Raw genomic sequence first — 20,809 nt, 5'->3', positions numbered from 1 at the left:
TTTATCAGGCAAATAGGTCGATTTAGTTCATGCCCCGTTGTCCAATTCTAAGATCTTACTTTCCAGTTAATTTCGTTTCCCCCACAATTCGCTCCACAAACCACACGGCAATCCACACGCCCGACCACAGCACAATCCACATCGCTAAGCTGGGCGTAGTCAGCGTGTGCCCCACAGCCCAGTCCGGGCACAAAATAAGGCGCACTGCAGAATCATGCCGAATCTCAGCGAAAGGTGAAATCATGGCTCAGCCCGATCCCGACCTCCAGCTCTCCCCTGAGCTCGACCGCATCGTGTGGATTGACTGTGAGATGACGGGCCTCGAACCCGAGCGCCACGTCATTGTCGAAATCGCGGCTCTCGTCACCGATGCCAACCTCAACGTCCTCGGGGAAGGCGTGGACATCGTCGTGCACGCGTCCGAGACCGAATTGGCGCAGATGGATGATTTCGTCACCAAGATGCATGCGAAGTCCGGCCTGGATCAGGAAATTCGCGACAGCAAGACTAATGTCGCCGACGCCGAACAGGCTGTTTTGGACTACATCCGTCAGTGGGTTCCCGAGCCGCGCACCGCCCCACTGGCAGGCAACTCGATTGCCTCCGACCGCAAGTTCATCCACCGCTACATGCCAGAGCTCGACCAGCACCTGCACTACCGCATGATTGATGTCTCTTCCTTCAAGGAACTTGCCCGCCGCTGGTACCCCCAGGTCCTCAAGGGCGCTCCAGAAAAGGGTCTCGCTCACCGAGCTCTTGCAGATATCAAGGAGTCGATCCGCGAGCTGGACTACTACCGCCGCGCCATGCTTCTGCCCCACCCCGGCCCCGAAGGCGACGCTATTTCTGCCGCAAGCAAGGAATCGACGGAAAAGTACGGTGAGATTCGCGGCTAGCTCGCTTTACGACGACCCAAACCCCACCCTTTCCCAAATTTATCCGGGTTGACCTGCTGTTTTTGTTTCCAGCCCACTGTGGGCTACCATATAGTTCGCTGCAGAGATGAGCTGAGAATACAGCTCCTTTAATGCGGTAATGGTGACTGTAGTTCAGTTGGTAGAGCACCAGGTTGTGATCCTGGGTGTCGCGGGTTCGAGTCCCGTCAGTCACCCCAAGTAGAACCCTCGGCCAGGTTTTTCCGGGCCGAGGGTTTTTGTGTTTCCGCCCGGCGCGTCGCCGGGGTGGGCCTTTTTGCTGCTAAGCCCCCCATAGTCACTACCGAGTAGCCACCAAGCCTGCATCCGCGGACTGCAGCTTGCCGTCAACCATCTCCACGATTCGGTCGGCACCGTGGAGCTGCCCCAGGTCGTGGGTGATGTACAGGGTGGCCACACCCATCTTCCGCGTCACATCCATAATCAGTCGCGTCACCGCCCCTGCACTCTTCTGATCCAAAGCCGCGGTCGGTTCGTCGACTAGCAGCACTTCCGGCTCATTCATCAGTGCGCGCGCAACATTGACGCGTGCCTGCTGACCACCGGAAAGCTGGCTCACGCGACGGTTTCCCAGCCCAGTCAGGCCGACTGCCTCTAGCAGCTCATCCGCGCGCTTCTCCGCTTCACGACGGCCACCCGCGGGCCACCCGAAAACACGGCCCAATCGCCGCATTGCGATGAGCTGCTGCTTGACCGTCAGCGCTGGTAGAAGATTCGGCTGCTGGAAAACAATACCGATGTGTTCGCGACGAATCTTGGCAGCATCCGCGCCGCGAGCGCTCAGATCAATGGCCTTCCTTTCCGCACTCTCGTCCGCGCCTGCACCGTTCGCGTCCTGCTTGGTGGAGTACAGCGTGACATGTCCGGTATCGGCACTCTTCAAACAACCTGCGATAGTCAACAGAGTCGACTTGCCGGAACCCGATGGTCCGACCAGTCCCACTACCTCGCCTGCCCGGATCTTCAGCGAGATGTCATCCAAAATGGTGCGTTTGTTGTCGCCATCTTGGACGGTCAGCGAGATGTTCTTCAGAGCGAGTGCCACGGGAGCCTGGTTGTCGATGTAGGTAGTCATTTTGTCCTCAATTCCTCAATTCCTCAGTTGCAGGTTGTGCATGATTAACGCGATGTGAGTGTTCTGTGGGAAGCCGCCGTGCTAGGCCGTACTAACGAGCCACTACGCATTCGCCAATGCGGTGGTAGGATCGACGCGGAATACCGGCACCAGTGCCAGCAGCGCACCAACTACGCCGGTCACGGCCAGAATGAGCCCCGGCACGACGGTCGTGGAAGCATCGACCACAATTGGCATGACGTCGCCGCTCTGCAGAGCCCAGCCCGCCGCTGCAGTCACCACAACACCGCCGCCGACTCCGATTGCCAGCACGGCCAGGACCTGCGCCAGAGAGTCAGCCACCAGCACGGAGCGGGACGCACCGAGCGCCGAGGAAATGGCCACACCACGCAGTCGTTGAACAGTCCACACGGTGAAGAACGCGCCTACCACCAGCGCAGAAATCACATACAGCATCGAGGTCATCGCGTTCAGCGAGGTCTGCTCGCCCTGATAGGAAGCCGACAGATTATTGCGCTCGCCGTCGCGCAGAATTGTTCCTTCCGGGACATTCGGCAGCTGCGTCGCAGACTCGTCGACAACCATCGCCGCCGGCACCATCTGCCCCGGCGTCAGGTCTTCCATCACACCGCGCCCGGCATAAATGACCGCTTGGTGGTCCAACCACTTATCCCCCGCCACGCGCGCAACGGTGGTCTCGTGCTCGCCCATCGCGCCAGACAGGGTCAGCGAGTCACCTTCCGCAATGGCGGTTTCACTGACACCGTCGGTGACGGCCACCTGGTCGTCGTTAAGCGAAAAGTCGGAGATGACGGTGACGGGCGTTTCATCGACGCGCGCACGACTGACGTAGACATCGCGGATGGTGGCGTTGTTATCGTTCGCCCACGTCTGGACGCTCTTTCGCGCCGTCTCGCCGATGCTTGACGACGACAGCGACGTAGCCCCCTCCGAGATGACGACGGCGTCGTTTTTGCCGTAGACCTCGTCAAGTGCGGAGACGGACTGGGCGGACAGGCCGGCGGCCAAAGCCGAGAGGAACGCGACCATCACAGCAATCATCCCGACGGTGATGGTGATCAGTGCGGCACGGCCTGGAGCGGCTCGAAGTTCTTTCATTGACTGGTACATACTCATTATGGTCGTGGATTCAAAGGAGGATTTAATCGCCAGCGAGGTTGAACTTCGTCTCCAACTTTCGGTTGATGTTGACAATTCCGGCTCGTCAGCGGTGTTTTGGCAGGCGGAACTGCCCTAAGCTCGAGAGCGTGGATACTCCTGAGACCCTGAACCGCAGCTGGCAATTACTGCGGTTTGCCCTGGATGTTTTGGTGCTGGTGCTGCTGGCGGTATGCGTGGTTCCGGATCCGCAGTGGCGAATCATCACCTATGCGGCGTGCTTTCTAGCTGTGTACATCGCAGGTTCGGTCGGGCCGATTGGTCGGGCTCGGCATGGCAACGTAGCCAACGAGGTCGCGCTGACTAAGCCGCGTGGCCTGCTGTTGGGCTGGCTTGTGATTCTGCTGCTGTGCTGGGCGGCGTTGGCGTTTGCAACGCTGGACGCCTCGTTCCTGGTTTTCCCACTATTTTTCGTAATTTTGCAGGTAACCGGCGGCCTTATGGCCGTAATCATGGTGGCGGCGACAACTGCGACGGCAATCGGTGCTATCGCCGTCCACACTCCGCTGACATTTGGTGGTGTCCTCGGCCCCATTCTGGGTGGGACGTTTGTACTCACGGTGGGGCTGGGGTTCCGGCTCCTGCAGAAGGAGACTATCGAAAAGACCAAGGCGCTGGAGGAGCTCTCAGCCGCCCGCGCCCACTCGGAAGCACTGTCCCGTCGTGCCGGTGAGCTGGACGAACGCGCACGCCTCGCAGCGGATATTCATGACACCGTGGCGCAGGGGCTTTCCTCCATCCAGCTGTTGCTGCATTCGGTGGAGTCCCGCATGAAAAGTGCTCCCACTCAGCATGACCAGGCCTCGGTGGATTCGCTACAGCTCGCCCGCAAGGTTGCGGCCGACAATCTCGCCGAGACCCGGCGCATCATCGCAGCACTTCAGCCGGCTCCCCTCGAAGGCGCAGACCTATCCGGTGCGTTGGAGAAAGTCTGCTCCTCCACGGTGCTGGGCGATGCTGTCAGCTTCTGCGTCGACGGCACACCCACGCGGCTGCCGGCCACCGTCGAAGCAACCATCATCAGGGTGGCCCAGGCGAGCTTGGCGAACGTCGTCAAGCATGCACACGCCACGCGTTGCCGTGTCACCCTGACCTACCAGCCCGACGAGATTCTGCTCGATTGCGTCGACAACGGCATCGGCTTCGACCCCACCGCACCAACTAACGACGACAGCGTGGGGATCGCCAACGCGCGCCGACGCGTGGAGAAGCTCGGCGGCACCTTCACCATCGAGTCGGAACCGGGGCGTGGCTGCGGTGTCAGCGTCAGCATCCCGCACGAGCTCACCCCTTAAGGCCCCGCCTGGTAAGCAGGTAGGAAACGACCATTCACATCACCCTAGGAGTTAGCCAGGTGACCAAGCCCATCGGAGTCCTCATCGCTGACGATCACCCCATCGTCCGCGCTGGTCTTCGCGCAGTCGTTGAATCGGCGCCGGATATCGTCGTGGTTGGCGAGGCGGCCAGCGGCGACGAGGCGGTCGAGAAGGTGCGCGCATCGCTTGACGACGACTCTTGCGACCCCATCGATCTGGTACTCATGGACCTTCGCTTTGGTGAGGCCCCTGGCACTGCTACCCGCGCAGGCGGAGTTGATGCCACCGCAGCCATCCGCGCACTGGCCGGGCGCGGCGCAAAAGCTCCAGAAGTGTTGGTGGTGACCAATTATTCTTCGGACTCCGATGTGCTCGGCGCTGTCACCGCAGGCGCAGTTGGTTATCTGCTGAAGGATGCCGCTCCGGAGGAGCTCATCGATGGTATCCGTCGTGCCGTTCGCGGCGAGACCGTGCTGAACACACAGGTGGCCGGGCGTTTGATGGGTCGGATGCGCAACCCCAATACAGCACTAACCCCGCGCGAACTCGAGGTGCTCGAGTTGGTCGCGCGGGGTATGTCGAATAAAAAAATTGCAGACCAGCTGGTGCTTACCGAAGCGACTGTGAAATCGCATCTGGTACATATTTTCACCAAGCTAGACGTCAGCTCCCGCACCGCGGCTGTTGCTCGGGCGCAGGAGCTGGGAATGTTGGGTGATTAGGAAACGGACTAACCCGTGTGACTTAAATGATGGCCTCACTTAGAGGACATGGACTACCAAGAGCTGGTCTCGTCGGCGTTGCCCTTCTTCCAGGTCTCCCACGGAATGTTCCAGTCACCGAGTCCATCAACACCGGAGAGCGTCTCACCAATCGTATTCTTCACAATCACGATGTCACCGCGCTTAGTGTTGTCCAAGAACCACTTAGCGTTGGCGTCAGTGACGTTGATGCAGCCGTGAGACTGGTTGACGCTGCCCTGTGCCCACGTTGACCACGGTGCACCGTGGACGTAGATACCGGAGTAGGACATCTGCGTTGCGTAGTTAACCGGCGTGACGTAGCCACCGTTTTCCAGAGACAGGCCGTAGGTACGGGAGTCCATCACCATGGTCTCGTTGCGATCACCGATGATGTACTGGCCATTCGGAGTCGGGTGAACATTCGACCCCATAGAGATAGGCATGGAGTTTACGACTTCACCGTTCTTCTTAATGACCATGGTCTTCGTCGCATCATCAGCGATAGCGATGACTTCATCACCGATAGTGAAGCTGGTTTCAGCGGACTCCGCACCATACATATCGTCACCAAGATCCGTGCCGTAAATATCGGACTTCACGGTAACCTTGGTCCCCGGCTTCCAGTACTCCTTTGGACGCCAGCGCACCTCACTGTTATTCAGCCAGTAAAAAGCGCCTTCCACCTTAGGCTCGGTGGTCACCTTGATTGCTTCCTCAGCAGCCTTGCGGTCCGAAATACTCGCGCTGAACTTCACAGCAATAGTCTGACCGACACCCACGGTGGAACCATCCAGCGGGGACAAGTAACCATTTACCTGAGAAGTCGGCTCGACGGTGGTGAAAGAAGTAGCCAACTTTTCTGTGCCCGAGGTGGCGTTAATCTCATAGGTCTTTGAGTAGCCCAGGGGTTCTGCAGTGGTCCACTTAGTACCACTGGAGTCGAGCTTGCCCTTGACCTCTTTGCCCTCAGGGTTGGTCATAACAACCTTGTCCAGGCGATGCCCCTCTTCCACCTGAACCGAAATCGGGTCAACCACCGAAACATCGGTGGCGTCATCCTTCACACTGGCGACAAGACCAACGTCTGGCTTCTCCGCCTCTTGCTGCTCGGCATTATCTCCGCCGACGGTACAAGCAGCTAGCGAGATGGTGGTCGCAAATGTCACCACCGCCATCGACAGGCGCTTAAAAGATTGCCGCATGATCGTGCTTCACTCCAACAGTGCAATTATTAAGTAGTAAGTCCCGGGGACACACTGCGACACACAGCGGAGTCCTGCTACAGCCCCTGGTGCGCCCTCGAAAAAGGTCAGACTACCCTGCAGCGGCACTAGCCACCGATAAAACGCTCGCCCTAACTGAAAAGCCTTATTGACTGCCCAATCGCAGTTTTCAACCCCTCACAGGGTGCAGCACGCAAAGTAGCCCAACGGTTCCTACAGTTAACCCTCTGGAAAATTGCTGTGCAACCCCAAAAAAACGGGGCACTTCAACCGACCTGGGAAAACAGCACCCCCTTGAAGCTGCGTTACCGAAAAGTAATCAGTTCGCTATTCAAAAGTGCCACCGGACGCTTCCGGACGTTACTGAACACTGTCGAACGTAACCCCGACATCTATGCACACTCCCGACGTTGATGGCATTGATACAGGCCCTACCCCACTTTGAGGATTTCCAAACTTTTTTTGAACTTTTTTCAAACGGTTGCGCAAAACCTTTCAAAAAACATGCAAAAACACCGACCAAAAAACAGGGTCTGACCAGCCGATTTTACAAACAATCAGAAACCTGGTTATATATCTTCTCGTTGCCGGCGAGGAGCTCACACAGAGAGCACCAAGCAGGAAACAGTAAGCGCCATTAGCTCAACTGGCAGAGCAGCTGACTCTTAATCAGCGGGTTCGGGGTTCGAGTCCCTGATGGCGCACAATACAGACCGGGAAGGTAGAAATACCCTCCCGGTCTTTTTGTTGCACAACAAGCGCAGGTGCCAACTTGCACCCCTCGCTCGCACCCCACGCCTGACTCAAACAAGGGTTAGATACGCAAAAGCGCACGACCCCAGGCAACCACCCGAAGCGCGTGCACTAAATACCGAAAAACTACTTAGCAGCAGTCTCAATCATCTCGCGAATGCGGTCGATTTCCTTGCTGCGATTACGGTTGCGACGAATGCCCATTGCGATGCCGCCAACAACGAGTGCGGCAACGACGCCCAGTGCTGCCTGCACCTTCGGCTCATTCAGAGCATCGAGAACGCGGGTCTTTGCGTCATCCGCAACGTTCTTCGGATTCGTTCGCACGGTTAGCTCATCCAGAGTACGGGCGAGCTGGTTACGGTTACGCTCAATATCGCGCTGGATATCTTCAATGCTGCGAGCCACGTAAACTCCCTAAAAAGTTGAATATCTAAAGTGATTGTTCGCCTAAAAGACTAACACTTCCACTACAGCAACGTGGGCGAGCACGGGGAAAAACTCAACGCATTGCTTCAGAGTCGACACGCATCGCTCCAGAGTCGATACGATGAAGCCATGACTACTTCTTCCTCCAGCGACAAAGAATACGGCCAGAACAACATCCGTTTGGAAGCTGGCGACCCTGCCCCAGCGTTTACTCTTCTCAACGACGCCGAAGAGCAGGTTTCTCTGTCGGACTACACGGGCAAGCCCGTGCTGATTTACTTCTACCCGCGGGCCAACACTCCAGGCTGCACCACTGAGGCATGCGACTTCCGCGATGAATCCGCAGCCCTGAACAATGCCGGCATTCCTGTCGTAGGTATTTCTCCGGACAAGCCGGCGAAACTCGCAAAGTTCCGTGAGGACCACGGCTTGAACTTCACCCTCCTGTCCGATCCGGACAAGGAAACCATGACCGCGTTCGGCGCTTTCGGCGAGAAGAAGAACTACGGCAAGATTGTCCAGGGCGTCATCCGCTCGACTTTCCTGGTCAATGCCGAAGGAGAAATTGAAAAGGCCTGGTACAACGTTCGCGCCAAGGGGCACGTCCAGCGCGTACTGCGTGACTTGGGCGTGGAATCACAGGCTTCCGAAAGCTAGCTGGCCACAAGGCCGGCTCTGGCCCCGGCCCCAAACTCTCATCCCGCATCATCCCGATTAGACGGTTTCGTAGTAGTGACTCAATCCCAGGACGCACCGACCATTCTTCGTCCCCGTCGCACTCCGGCTCAGCAACGCAGCCGAGAGCGGTACGCACGCATGCTCAGCTCGGCACGCACAGTGCTCATCGAGCACGGGTTTGAGTCTTTCACTTTCGACGAAGTCGCTCGCATCGCAGATATCCCCATTGGCACGCTCTACCAATTCTTCGCAAACAAGTATGTGATGATCTGCGAGCTCGACCGTCAGGACACTGAGGCCGTCATCGAGGAAGTCTCACGTTTCGGAGAAACAGTCCCCACCTTGAAATGGCCGGAGTTTCTCTCGGAGTTCATCGATCACCTGGCAAAACTCTGGCGCGAGGACGTTTCCAGAAGAGCCGTATGGCTGGCTGTTCAATCAACGCCCGCCACACGCGCAACCGCAGAAGATACGAAGTCACGCCTGGTCAACGAGATTTCAAAGGTGCTGCGCCCGCTGGTGCCGTCGTCAAGCGATGCGGAACTGAACTTCATCTCCGACCTCATGATTAACGCCACGTACGCCCTGCTGAATTATGCGGTGGACCATCCGGGAAGCGATGCTGAGCGGGAAGCTCATTACGAGCTGACGGTGCAGGAAATCAAACGCATGACAATCTCTTATCTCATGAGCGTCGCGGAGGCCGCAGACTAGAGAGCACCCCTCGCCCACCTCGGCAGGGGCATTTATTGCCCTTATCAATACGCGGAGGGTAGGCTTGCCTTAGTTTACGCTTTACTCTGGTCAGCGCGGTGGGGTTCCCTGTTTTTCGCCGCGCCTGCGCCGGAACTCCCAAACAGAATCAGAGGTTCACATGTCCACGACGCAGGGCGCTTTCCGACGGAGCCTGCTTCCCCGCTCTATTGTTCTAGCTTCGGCAATCGTAGTGAGTACGGGATTTTTACCCGCAGTCCCCGCATCGGCACAGTCACTGCCATCTATTGGACAGCTCGGCGGTTCGCTCCCCGGCATCGGTGACCTTCTCGGCGGCAGCACCGATCAGTCTGAGCGCCAGCTCTCCGTGACCCCTGCCACTGATCTTTCCGACGGCGCCACAGTGACCATCAAGGGAGTCGGCTACCCCGCTAACGCAAATATTTACCTGGCCCAGACAATCGAGAAGCCAAAGTCGGGCTACCCCTCGACCTATGGCGAAGCGGCCAAGGTCACGGTCGGCGCTGACGGAAGCTTTACGCAGGAGATGAAGGTCGCGACCAGCTTTGGCGATGTCGACTGCACCTCTACCCAGTGCTACGTAGCCTCCTTTACTGCGTTCCCTAATCTCTCTGACCGCAGCAATGACCAGTGGGTCCCCATCACCTTCAAGGCGGGTGCTACTTCCCAGGCTGCTCAATCGCAGGGTTCCACCGGCGCGGCACCGAGCGGTGGCCAGAGCACTGGTTCGGGCTCTCAGTCGGGCTCACAGTCACCGTCCCAGTCACGAGGTAACGCATCGGTGAGCCTGTCCAAGACCTCAGACTTGAACCCGAGCGGCGACACCATTCGAGTCGAAGGCAAGGGATTCAAGACCTCTGGACCGGGCATCTACGTCGGTATCGCGCAAAATGACCAGATGGATGTGACCAACGCCGATTCCTTCGGCCCGGATACCCAGTTTGTGTCTACTTCTCGCGGCAACCTGAAGTCCGACGGCAGCTTCAGCGTGGATCTTCCGGTCAGCGCGAAGTTCGGCACGGCAGACTGCATGCAGAACGCTTGCTCGGTCTACACCATTGCTGCTCACGGTTCTTCCGACCGCAGCCAGGACACGGCGACCTCGGTATCGTTTGCCGGCGGAGCTGCCAAGCAGGACGCTACCCTGCCCTCCGGCGGTGGCTCCTCACAGTCCGCAGGCAGCGCAAGCTCCGGCACCAGTGGCAGCACAGGGTCTAGTGGAACGAGTAGCACCAGCGCTTCCAGCGGCTCCAGCAGCTCCAACGGCAGCAGCTCCAACGGCAGCAGCTCCTCGACCGGCACCCCGTCGGTAAGCCTGTCCACCACGGAACTGAACCCATCGGGCAGCACCGCAATTACCGTCTCCGGAACCGGATTCAAGACCAGCGGCAACGGCATCTACGTCGCAGTGGCTGAGAAGAACAAGTTCTCCACCACCAACGCTGATGCTTTCTCCGCCGCTGAGTTTGTCCGCACCTCCCAGATGTCCTCCGACGGCAGCTTCTCTACAACGCTCAATGTCGAGGCCGTCACCTCGGCCGCCAACTGCGTCGAAAATGACTGCGCACTCTACACCTTTGCTGCTCACGGTTCCTCCGACCGCAGCCAGGACACGGCCACGGACCTCAGCGTCGGCGGCTCCGCCAAGGAACGCGAAGAAGCTGTGAAGACCGGTGCCTCCAAGACCGGAGAGTCCAAGGCCAGCGGCTCATCCAAGGCATCTGGCAAGGCTTCCGCAAAGTCCAACGCTTCCGGCAATGGCCTCGACGAAGTTGATGTGCAGACTCAGCCGGCCGCGACCAACTCCCCGCTCCAAACCGCCGCAGTCGCCGGAACCGGCGCAATCCTGGGCGCGCTAATCTTCGGTGCCGGCATCCTGGTCGGTCGCCGTCAGAAGTCCGTCGATTAGCACGGCGCCGGACTAGTCCAAGCGTACGACGGCGATTGCGTAGTCGCCGTCGTGCGAGATGCTTAACGACGGCCCCAGCTGCCACTCCTGATCGTGGAAATGGCGGCTCACAGCCCCGTGGAGACTGATGCTCACGCGACCGTAGGCATCCGGCTGCACCTCTATTTCCCGCCAGTCCAGCTGATCGCGCGCAATCGGCGGTTGGCTGCCGAAGAGAGTCTGCGACCAGGCCTTGATGAAGGCTTCCTTCGCAGCCCAGCGGCCCGCTAAGTGACGCGCCAGCGCGCCGCCGACTGCTCCGCGGCGCCTAGCTACCAGTAGCTCCGCAGGTGTGAAAACAGCCTGCGCGAACTGACTTCCTGGCATATTCAGCTGCTCTTCGAAGCCCGGAATATAGACGAGGTCTACGCCAATCATGGCTGGAGGACACCATCGATCAGACGGGCGCCGTCGGAAAGCAGAACTGCCTTTTCCAATGCAGCGGGTGAACCGAACCGACCACCGTCCGCCAGGTTTCGCTCGCGTGGACGCTCGTAGAGGGCTTCTCCACCGTAAATAGCCTCATCAATGCGACGCAGACCAGCCGCTTCGCGGTTGTACGCCGCGGACCGCCAACGCTCCGCAGCCTCAGCGCCATCGTGCTGCACTATCGCTTGGTAGAAAGCTTCCGGATGCACGACTGCCACCAGTGCCGAGACATGTCCGAACCCGAGCGAGGTAACAAAGCCAGCCTTCAGCGGCAACGTATTGCCGAAATTGACTGCCTTCGTTGGCCATACCAGACGCGAATGCTCAGCCAATGCGGGATCGACGCAGTCCAGCGATCGATTACCTGGCACAATGCCGCTGCGCAACACCTGGGTCAGACCAATGATCTGGAACGCTGCAGCACCACCCTTAGCGTGTCCCGTCAGCGATTTCTGAGAGACCACCAACAGCGGGTTAGAGCGCTCGCGACCGAGTTCATCTGCAATGCGTTCATGCAGTTCGGACTCATTTGGGTCGTTGGCATTGGTCGAGGTGTCGTGCTTGGACAACACCGCGACCTGATCCGCAGTGACATCGAGTGCTGCAAGGGCGCGAGCCAACCGAGACTTCTCGCCGCCCTGAGCGGCCGCTAGCGCGCCCAAACCCGGCGCCGGAATGGATGTGTGCGCGCCGTCGGCGAAGGACTGGGCGTATGCGACGACACCGAGCACGGGGAGCCCCATGTCACGGGCGATGTCTCCGCGAGCCAACAGCACCGTGCCACCGCCTTGCGATTCCACAAAACCTCCGCGTCGACGATCGTTCGGCCTGGAGAAGTACTCATGCTCGATGCCTTTGTTTTCCATGGTGGCGGAGTCAGCTGTGGCGGCCATGTCGCCGAAACCTGTGATTCCCTCTGTGGATAGGTCATCAAAGCCACCCGCGACAACAAAATCTGCCTTACCCAGGGCAATCTTGTCGACGCCCTCCTCCACCGACACCGCTGCCGTCGCACAGGCTGCCACAGGGTGAATCATCTGCCCGTAGCCACCGACATACGACTGCATAACGTGGGCGGCAATAACATTTGGCAATGCCTCTTGCAGGACGTCATTGGCTCGCGGTTGCCCCAGCAGACCGTCGATGTAAAGACTGCGCAGCGACTCCATCGCACCAATACCTGTGCCCTGTGTCGACGACACTCGCGCCGGGTTGACCGCTTCCAGCAGCTGCGCTGGGCTGAAGCCCGATGACAAGAAGGCATCGACAGTACAGACAATGTTCCACAAGCTCACGCGGTCCAGATTGTCCATCATGTCTGCCGGAATACCGTAGCGTGCCGGGTCAAAGCCCTGCGGAATTTGACCGCCAACATAGCGGCTCATCGCCATTCGGCGTGGAACCTGAACTGGCGTGCCAGCGGCCCGTGTCACAAGCCACTGCCCTGTCTCGGCATCGAAGCTCGCAGTGGTGTTGTCCGGGTTGGAACTGACAAAAGTCTCCGCTGCCGCGCGGTCACGCACAGCAAAGCTCAACGCACGATCCAGGTAGACCGTGGTCAGCTCAGTCATCGTATTGTCAACCAAATCGCCATCATCGGCGTAACGACGCACACCAACTCGCGCCAGTACTTCATCGCGGTAGCGCGTAGCAATGTCGCTTTCTGCCAACGGTTGCCCGTCGGCATCGCGCCAGCCACCCTCATAGGAAATCAGCCCCATTGACCAGGCTAATTCCACAATTCCTGCTGCAGAAATATCATCGACTTCAGCCTCAAAGCGCGTCCGGGAAGAACCGTACGGCCCAAGCTCACCGGCGCCCACAATGACCACCATGTCCTCCGGAGCCGCTGCGATGTCACCAAAGGTCGGTGTTGTCTGCGCAATTGGTCGGCGTGGGCTTGGCAGACCGCTCAGAACACGGCTTGACGACGGCTCCTGCGAACGCGCCCCGCTAGAGATCTCAGAGTTTTGAGCTGCTGGGGCAGCCGCCTGTGCAGCCTCCTGCGCCAATTGCGCAATGTTGAGGTCGACGTCACCCAATCCGCCGGTGAGATCGGCCTGAATCGGGCGGGTTTGTGCCTTCTTCCGAGCCTCCGAGCTCGCGAGCTCAATGAGTTCAGCTGCCATTTCTTCGGTGGAGAAGGTGCGTACTCCCTTTGCTTCCACTGCAGCAACCAATGGGTCGTTTCCACCCATCAGGTTGGTGCCTCGAACCCAACCAATCTGTGCATGAGCCAGAGTGGTGCGGGTGCGCCAAGCGTCCTCCACATTCCAGCGCGCCACCACGGCGTCGAGTGCGGCCTTGGCTTCACCATAGGCACCATCACCGCCGAAGCGACCACGGTTCGGTGAACCCGGCAGCACCACATGCAAACGATGCTGCAGATTATTGTCCCCGCCGAGTGCTGATATCCCTGCGATGAGTCGTTCCACCGACCACAGAAGCAGACGCATTTGGGTCTCGGACGCAGGACCGGCGTCGGCAAGCGAACCTGAGACCGTAGGCGCCGCGAACGGGAATAGCAGCGTCGGTGACAGCGCGGGCTTGGTCACAACCACTTCCGCACCAATCGTCGTAGTCTGCTCGGTTCCGATCCAGTCGATAAGGGAATCCAGGTCCTGGAAGCTGGACAGGTTCGCCGGTACCACCCACAGCTTCGCCTCGCCCTGCGCATGCATACGGTAGAGCTGCTTGTAGAAGCTCAGGCGCTCATGTCCCAGGCGTGAGGTAGTGACAACAACGGTTGCGCCCTGAGACAACAACTGTGCAGTTACGGCGGAGCCAATCGAATTTGGCGATGCACCGGTAACAACAGCGATGTCGGCATTCATCGGCAGTTCATCCACATTCGTGATGGCCTCATCCGACAGCTGTCGGTAGATACTCGCCAACTGTGCCCGCCCTGCCTCGTCTGCCTTGGCAGCCCACCACTGTGCCTGCTCGACTGCGGTTTCGTGGATACTGCCCGGCGCGGTGTCAGCCACGTCTTCATCAGTGGCTGCCCAGAGGCGTGCTAGGTCATCGCGGGAGGTGGCCCAGCGGTCGTCGAGCAGCACTGCCTTGGTGGGCGTAAACGTCGGGGTGACCAGCTTCGGCCAGTCCGCACCGAGTTCAGCAGTGACGAGATTTACCAGGTTGCTGTCGGCGTCTTCGGCATCGAAGTCAATGGCACCGGTAATCTCGTGGCCGAGTTGCTCCAGAATCGTGCGTGCAGCGGTGGCAAGAATACCTTGCTGGCCTGTCAGTTTATCTGCAAACTCAGTGAGTGCAGCCGAGTCGACCATTCCAGCGCTACTGTCGCTTGCCGACGGCTTAGCGACAGATACACCTCGCTGCGCGGCGACCGCAAGGATTGCTTCATCAATCAGCTGGTTGAGTTCAGCAGTACTGGTTGGGGTGGCCGGAGCCAGATGCGCAAGATCGCCGCCGCGCAGGGATGCACCGTCGCGAGTACCGAGCATCATCTCGGCGCTGACTGCGGTTGCCCATCCCTTGCCAAGCTGCCATTCATTGGCCACATAGTCATCGATGTAATTCGCGCCTGCACTGGCAGGACCGGTAATCCGGCGAATACCGTCGGCAATGGCTTCGGAGAGAATCGGGCCGAATGCGGAATATCCACTGGCCAAGCTATCAATCTTGTCCTTTAGATCAGCCAGTTCCGCATCTGCGGCCCCTTCGATTGAACCGAGGTCGAATTCGACTCCGAGATCGAGCAGCAGTTGATTGCGTCGAGATGAGACTCCATCGACCAGAGTCTCAATGGAGTCGGCGGCACCGAGCTGGTCGGGACGTACCTTCGTCCATTGGCAAATAAGAACTTCCAACGCTTCTGCCGGGCTGACTGCGATATCAGCAACTTCGGCAGCCGGAGTGGCAGCACTCGTGATCGTGGTTGCCTGTTCGGTCGCCGCGGGTTGGTCGACAGATACTGCCGGCTCCGCTGCTCCTGCTGCTCCTGTTTCTCCCGCTGCTCCAGATAGAGCCTGCGCCGTGTCCTGCTCCGGTGTCACCTCCGACTCGAGCTCAGTCTTTTCCGGCTGAATTTGGTCGCGCATAAACACTGCATCAGCATCACGTTCGAGATTGAGCACTCGAATGTCACGGCTTCGGTGACGGGGCAACTGGCAGGTGCGGGCAGCCAGGTTTGCCAGTGTGGGCGCTGTACCTACACCAACTTCAATAATGCGGCTGACGCCGAGATCCTCAAGCAGCAGATCCTGCGTTTCGATCCACCTCACCGGTGAGCAGAATTGCCAGGCCAGTAACTCGACCAGCAACATGCGGGCCAGGCGCGCCGGGTTTTCAGCGGCAGTATCAAAGTCGGCAAGGATTTGTTCCAAAATGTCTGAGTCGACGACTGCAGCCATCTGGCGGACGAACTTCTCAGTCAGCTCAAAAGAGGTCGCGGTGAGATTCGGGATATAGCGTCCCACCAGGCGCTCTGGAGTGATTTCCGCTGGCAGCAGCCGCTCCAAGTGTTTACGGAAGGAATCCACACCGTCGCGTAGGACACTGGAGTGGAATGGCACATCAATACCTGGGATACGCACGTATCCCTTGCCGTCCGAGCTGCGGCGCTCGCACTGTTCAGCCAGTGCCGCAAGGCCCGCGACGGTGCCGGCGACGGCGTACTGCTTGCCTGCCAGGTTGAGATTTACGACTTCGAGGAACTCACCGGTTTCCTGCGACAACCGATTAACAAACTCGGTGACCTCGTCCTCGCGTACGCCGATCTTGTCCGGACGCAGGGCGCACAAACCATAGTTGGACCTCCCCTGCTCATCACGTTCGACCAGTTCATGCATGGTCAAACCGCGGCGGTAGACAACCTCCAACACGGCATCTGCGTCAAGCGCACCAGCGAAAGCCGCCAGCGCGTTGTACTCACCGACAGAGTGTCCCGCAAAGTGAGCTGTTTCATCCAGCAGCCCTGCTTCACGGAGCTCCACAACCTGCGCCAGCCCCAACGTCGCCATCGCAACCTGGGTGAACTGAGTCAGATTCAGGACACCTTCTGGGTGGAAATAGCGCACACCATCCACGACCACCTCTACAGGGTTGTCCCGGACAATAGCCAGTACGGAAAAGCCAAGCTTCTCTCGGGTCATCGCATCAGCCTGGTCCCACACGCGGCGGGCCGCTACGCTGCGAGTCCGAGCAGACAGCCCCATCCCCTGTGATTGAATCCCCTGGCCAGGGAAGACATATGCGGTCGTCGGTGCGGCAATTACAGCAGTGGCAGTCAGTACCAGCTCGCCCTCTACTGTGGCCGTGACTTCACGGACTTCACCGGCGCCTGGACGGTCATCAAAACCACGGCGTTCGACAGAGAACTTCACTTCCTGGCCAGGTAGAACCGGACTCAGCATAGTCGCAGTGAACTCAATCACCCGATTGCCAATGCCGGCATCCGACGTGGCAACAGCCGCATGCTCGGCCATCGCCGACAGCCACATTCCATGGACAATAACCCCTGGTAGACCAGCTAGCGCTGCTGCCCGGGAATCGACGTGGATAGGATTGCGATCTCCTGTGACACAGCTAAATGGCTCCATCGCCTTAGGCGCTTCCACGGTCAAGGCACCGCGGAAACTCCGTGGCGTATCCGTGACCGTTGGAAATGGCACAGTATTGGTCCGCGCTGTCTCGCCGCCGTTTCGGCCACGAATGGCAAAGCGTTCACTCAAGGTGGCGAGCAGCGTATCGCCATCACGAACCTCCGCGCGCACCACAACTAACCGCCCTAAGTCCGTATCAACGACCTCGTCGACACGCGCACTAATCCGCAACGTTGTGGTTTCCTGAGGCAGAGCCCCAATCATACGAATGTGATGCTCAAGGTGAACAAGCGCGAGCATGCCCTCAACAACATCAATGCCGGTCTCAGTACGCGCCTGCGCGACTGCCGCAAAAATCGCTGGCCAAGCATGCCCGACCAACGCGTCCGGCACCGTCGCCTGCGACTCATCGCCGGCAGCTGCAATAGTGACCGCATCGTAGTCAGCCATCGCCATCGGATCCCACACGGATTCCCACTCCGCGACCCCATCGACGATGTTTGCAAGCTCACCGCCAGCCGCGATTCGCGTCAGCTCCCGCATCGCGGCTGCCGCATCCTCATGCTTGACGACGGGCACTGCGCCCACCGCTGCACTCTGGCACAGGCGAATTCGCAGTTGCGTATTCTCCCCCGCAGCATCGGGCAGCGGAACGGTCAGCTGTGCCCAGACGAGCTCCTCCCCGACCTCATCATTGCTGCCATCAGCTCCAATGGTCTCCAAAATGGCACCAGTACCTGGGTGCTCCAGGCGTTGTGAACGAGAGACATCACTTGCGTCAGATACACATACCCACTCATGTTCCGCGCCAAGTGCCAGCGCCGGATTCGGCTGCTGTCGACCAGCCCACCAAATCACAGGTGCTGCGAGCATCCGGCTGAGGGCGTCAACAGGTGCCTCCGGCAGGTAGCCGGTATCCATCAATGCCTGTGCAGTAGCTTTTTCAAACCGACCCAGAATTTCCGCTACTGGCTCATTCGCGCGGGTAATGCCCGAAACAGCCTGCGGCCCTGGGATGATGCAGACTTGATCCGCATCGTAGCGAGAGTCATGCGCCTGCCATAGGGAGTCCGATCGCCACCAGCGACGAACCTCATCATCGATAACCGGAACGAATGGCACAGGTTTGCCAGGTGTGCGGCAGAGCTCAGAGATAAAGAAGGTGACATCTGCTGGGTGGAGCTGGGTATCCAGATCCAGCAGGCCGGACAGTCGCGAGATTTCGTTCTGCGGCTGGGTGCGCAAGCTGTCGCCGTCGGCAAGCGCGTCAAACGTGCCCGCGTCGACTGCATTCAGTCGTGCCTCTACGCGGTCGACGAGTGCGACAAAGCGCGTCGACCACGTTGGATCGAGGAACGTCCCTTCGGGCGCACACAGTTCGAGATAGCGGTTCAGCACCTCGGCATACGTCATGGTGCTGACATCTCCGAAGTACGGCTTCGCGGTGGCGTTAATCGCCTCGATGATCTCTGCGCGTCGTTCAGTCACCTTAGTGAGGTCACCTGCGACTTCGTCAAGCAATCTGCCTGCGCGTGCTGCGGCGTTATCAATTTCGTGGATATCAGCACCCAACTGGCTGCGCCCCGACGCCATGCCATCCATGGCGCTACCAGCGGGAATCCAGTTGTCAGTGCCGACGGTGTCGACCAACATTTGTTTCACGGACTCAGAGGCGGTCGACTCCTTGGCTGCCATCGCAGCTGTGCCGATGATGACAGCATCGACCGGCATCGGCGCCAATCCGTACTGTGTCGACCACGTGCCCATCAGATAATCACGGGCCTGTTCTGGCTTGCCGATACCGCCGCCAACAGCAAGCACCACATCTCGCTTGCGGATCTTTGCGTAGGTGTTAATTAGCAGGTCATCGAGGTCTTCCCAGGAATGGTGGCCACCGGCACGCCCACCTTCAACCTGCATGATGATTGGATACGGTGTGCCCTGCTGCGCCAAGGTGTCTGCAATTTCGAGCACCGACTCGATTTGTGCGATTGTGCCCGGTTTGAAGGAGATATGCGGAATCCCGCCCTCACGCAGCTGCTTTACTAGCTCAACTGCCTCGTCCACCTCGGGGATTCCCGCGGAGATGGTGACTCCATCAATCGGTCGCCCCGCTGCCACTGCGCGCGGGAGCAAACGGCGGCTTCCAATGTGCAAACCCCACAGGTACGGATCCAAAAACATGGTGTTGAACTGTGCACTGCGCCCCTCCTCGAGCAGATCGGAGAGTCGCGCCACATTAGCCTCGAAGATTTCCGGCGTGACTTGGCCGCCACCGGCCAGCTCCGCCCAGAACCCCGCATTCGCAGCAGCCGCCACGATCTCAGGGTCAACGGTTGTCGGGGTCATACCGCCGAGCAGAATTGGCGAGCGCCCGGTCAACTTGGTGAACTTCGTCTCGACACGGGGCTTGTCTCCAGTGACCAGACGCGGCGCAAACTCCAGCCACGATGTCGGATGCTCAATGTCGCTCTCAGACAGGACGCCCCTCCCCGCAGCTGTCGCCGCAGGAATCACCGCCACGCCATAGCCTTCAGCGTTGCGTTCTGTCAGCTTGACGACGCCTGTGTTCGGCCCCAGATCCAAAATGGTGGTTGCCCCATGGTCGATGAGCCCCCGTACCTCGGCGCTCCAGTCACTGGGGTCAACCAAGATTGCACGCGCAAGCCGGTCCGCCGTTTCCGCATCTAGCCCAATGCGCTCAGCCCGCTCCACTATCCATGCCACAGCAGGTACCAGCGCTGGGTGATGGAATGCGCCACTAACTGGCAGAACTGTACATTCGACTTTCCGACCCTTCGGCTGCTGCGTTGTGAGCTGCTCTGCCAGCTGGTCTAGTTCATCCTGCTTGCCGATAACTACGCTGGTAGTCTGCGTATTCTTCAGACCGATGACACAGCCCTGGGGGAGGAAAGGCTCCAACTCCTCGACCGTCAGGCCAGAGATACTCATCATCGGCGCGCGCCCAAATCCGGCTACTCGGCTTCCGCGCGCACACGCCACACCGATGAGGCGAGCTAGCGCCAGAAGCTCTGCTGCCTTCTCTGGGCGAGCGACAATCTCAGCGGCAAGAACACCTTGCGAATGACCGGTTACCGCTACCGCTTCGGTGATATTAATTCCCTGCTTTTCCAGCAACTCGACAATGCCCAACTGTGCCAAGACGATGCCCGGGACGCTGACCGCAGGGTTGGTTGTATCTCCGGTAAATGGCTCGTCTGTAACGAGTGAGATTGCCCAGCCGAAGGGGTCGAAACCTGCGGGAAGCTGGCCGATGAGATCGTCGTCAAGCGGTGCGAGCAGTTCCTCAGCGCGAGTGAAAACTTCCCGTAGTTTCTTTGAGTTGCCACTGGCCATGACGCTGGAGAGAGTGTCCAGCCATGGTTGCGATTGACCGGCGAAAGTGACTGCAAAAGTACCCAGGTCTGCAGCAGTTACGACATTGGTCTGCAAAGTGGCGAGTTTTTCGTATTTCACGTGGCTGAGGTCCTTGTCTTGTGGAGTACGAAATGAAAACATCTTTTGTTTCCAAATCCTTGCCAGGACACTATGCCATAAATCATGAGGAATCCATCATGTTTTTCTCGTGCGGTTTTGTGATGCCATCAACGCGAAGATAATTTGCAACCCCAAAACGAGAGGCCGAACACGGCTGCGAAATCAGCGAGTACAACGCTTCTAAAATGAAAGAACTTCGCAGGTAGAAAACAGTGTTCCCCTGTCGAGAAATTGCTTGCACTTCACCACTCTGTCAGCACCGGCAGTGGAAAATGAAGCCCGGAAGACTGAGCCAATTTATGCC

At 58.9% G+C, this 20,809-nt stretch carries 13 protein-coding genes and 2 tRNA genes; 8 read left to right on the top strand and 7 right to left on the bottom strand.

Going from position 1 to position 20,809, the window contains the following annotated elements; genetic code table 11:
• Nucleotides 1-55: 55 nt before the first annotated feature.
• Nucleotides 56-244 carry a hypothetical protein gene (locus tag HMPREF1206_RS05040; RefSeq protein WP_042388509.1) on the bottom strand — a complete coding sequence of 63 codons (189 nt, stop codon included), beginning with the start codon at nucleotides 242-244 and terminating at the stop codon, nucleotides 56-58.
• On the opposite strand from HMPREF1206_RS05040, the gene orn reads away from it, so the two are divergent.
• Nucleotides 243-896: an oligoribonuclease gene (gene orn, locus HMPREF1206_RS05035; protein ID WP_016422281.1), complete on the top strand. Its 654-nt coding sequence runs from the start codon at nucleotides 243-245 to the stop codon at nucleotides 894-896. The genes HMPREF1206_RS05040 and orn overlap by 2 nt on opposite strands.
• 142 nt (nucleotides 897-1,038) lie before the next feature.
• Nucleotides 1,039-1,114: transfer RNA gene (locus tag HMPREF1206_RS05030), tRNA-His, on the top strand.
• 101 nt (nucleotides 1,115-1,215) lie between these two features.
• Here the strand turns inward: HMPREF1206_RS05030 and HMPREF1206_RS05025 are convergent.
• Nucleotides 1,216-2,010, bottom strand: coding sequence for an ABC transporter ATP-binding protein (locus tag HMPREF1206_RS05025; RefSeq protein WP_016422280.1), 795 nt, complete (start codon nucleotides 2,008-2,010; stop codon nucleotides 1,216-1,218).
• Between the two features lie 102 nt (nucleotides 2,011-2,112).
• Nucleotides 2,113-3,129 carry an FtsX-like permease family protein gene (locus HMPREF1206_RS05020; RefSeq protein ID WP_016422279.1) on the bottom strand — a complete coding sequence of 339 codons (1,017 nt, stop codon included), beginning with the start codon at nucleotides 3,127-3,129 and terminating at the stop codon, nucleotides 2,113-2,115.
• A gap of 149 nt (nucleotides 3,130-3,278) precedes the next feature.
• On the opposite strand from HMPREF1206_RS05020, the gene HMPREF1206_RS05015 reads away from it, so the two are divergent.
• Both HMPREF1206_RS05015 and HMPREF1206_RS05010 read left to right on the top strand, forming a co-directional pair.
• Complete coding sequence (locus HMPREF1206_RS05015; protein ID WP_042388506.1) at nucleotides 3,279-4,484, top strand: sensor histidine kinase; 1,206 nt, start codon at nucleotides 3,279-3,281, stop codon at nucleotides 4,482-4,484.
• 59 nt (nucleotides 4,485-4,543) lie between these two features.
• Nucleotides 4,544-5,227: a response regulator transcription factor gene (locus HMPREF1206_RS05010; protein WP_016422277.1), complete on the top strand. Its 684-nt coding sequence runs from the start codon at nucleotides 4,544-4,546 to the stop codon at nucleotides 5,225-5,227.
• A gap of 53 nt (nucleotides 5,228-5,280) precedes the next feature.
• Here the strand turns inward: HMPREF1206_RS05010 and HMPREF1206_RS05005 are convergent, their stop codons facing one another.
• Entirely contained in the window at nucleotides 5,281-6,450 is a 1,170-nt protein-coding gene (locus HMPREF1206_RS05005; protein WP_016422276.1) for an Ig-like domain-containing protein, read from the bottom strand.
• 652 nt (nucleotides 6,451-7,102) lie between these two features.
• Here HMPREF1206_RS05005 and HMPREF1206_RS05000 point away from each other — a divergent pair.
• Nucleotides 7,103-7,175 (top strand) — tRNA-Lys (locus tag HMPREF1206_RS05000).
• Between the two features lie 175 nt (nucleotides 7,176-7,350).
• Here the strand turns inward: HMPREF1206_RS05000 and HMPREF1206_RS04995 are convergent.
• Nucleotides 7,351-7,632 carry a DUF3618 domain-containing protein gene (locus HMPREF1206_RS04995; RefSeq protein WP_005511166.1) on the bottom strand — a complete coding sequence of 94 codons (282 nt, stop codon included), beginning with the start codon at nucleotides 7,630-7,632 and terminating at the stop codon, nucleotides 7,351-7,353.
• 150 nt (nucleotides 7,633-7,782) lie between these two features.
• Here HMPREF1206_RS04995 and bcp point away from each other — a divergent pair, with 150 nt between their 5' ends.
• The 3 genes from bcp (at nucleotide 7,783) to HMPREF1206_RS04980 (ending at nucleotide 10,975) form a co-directional block, all read left to right on the top strand.
• Nucleotides 7,783-8,310 carry a thioredoxin-dependent thiol peroxidase gene (gene bcp, locus HMPREF1206_RS04990; protein ID WP_016422275.1) on the top strand — a complete coding sequence of 176 codons (528 nt, stop codon included), beginning with the start codon at nucleotides 7,783-7,785 and terminating at the stop codon, nucleotides 8,308-8,310.
• Nucleotides 8,311-8,385: 75 nt separating this feature from the next.
• Nucleotides 8,386-9,045: a TetR/AcrR family transcriptional regulator gene (locus tag HMPREF1206_RS04985; protein WP_042388501.1), complete on the top strand. Its 660-nt coding sequence runs from the start codon at nucleotides 8,386-8,388 to the stop codon at nucleotides 9,043-9,045.
• A gap of 160 nt (nucleotides 9,046-9,205) precedes the next feature.
• A complete protein-coding gene (locus tag HMPREF1206_RS04980; RefSeq protein ID WP_016422273.1) occupies nucleotides 9,206-10,975 on the top strand; it encodes a neocarzinostatin apoprotein domain-containing protein in 1,770 nt (589 codons plus the stop codon).
• Nucleotides 10,976-10,987: 12 nt separating this feature from the next.
• On the opposite strand, the gene HMPREF1206_RS04975 is transcribed toward HMPREF1206_RS04980, so the two are convergent.
• Together HMPREF1206_RS04975 and HMPREF1206_RS04970 are read right to left on the bottom strand one after the other, a co-directional pair.
• Complete coding sequence (locus HMPREF1206_RS04975; RefSeq protein ID WP_016422272.1) at nucleotides 10,988-11,392, bottom strand: holo-ACP synthase; 405 nt, start codon at nucleotides 11,390-11,392, stop codon at nucleotides 10,988-10,990.
• A complete protein-coding gene (locus HMPREF1206_RS04970) occupies nucleotides 11,389-20,526 on the bottom strand; it encodes a type I polyketide synthase (protein WP_222867596.1) in 9,138 nt (3,045 codons plus the stop codon). Before HMPREF1206_RS04970 ends, HMPREF1206_RS04975 begins: the two co-directional genes overlap by 4 nt.
• Between the last annotated feature and the right edge of the window lie 283 nt (nucleotides 20,527-20,809).

This window comes from Corynebacterium sp. HFH0082, from assembly GCF_000411235.1.
In the GTDB taxonomy this organism is placed as follows: Bacteria; Actinomycetota; Actinomycetes; order Mycobacteriales; family Mycobacteriaceae; genus Corynebacterium; species Corynebacterium jeikeium_D.
This window is presented reverse-complemented; position numbering and strand designations above follow the sequence as displayed.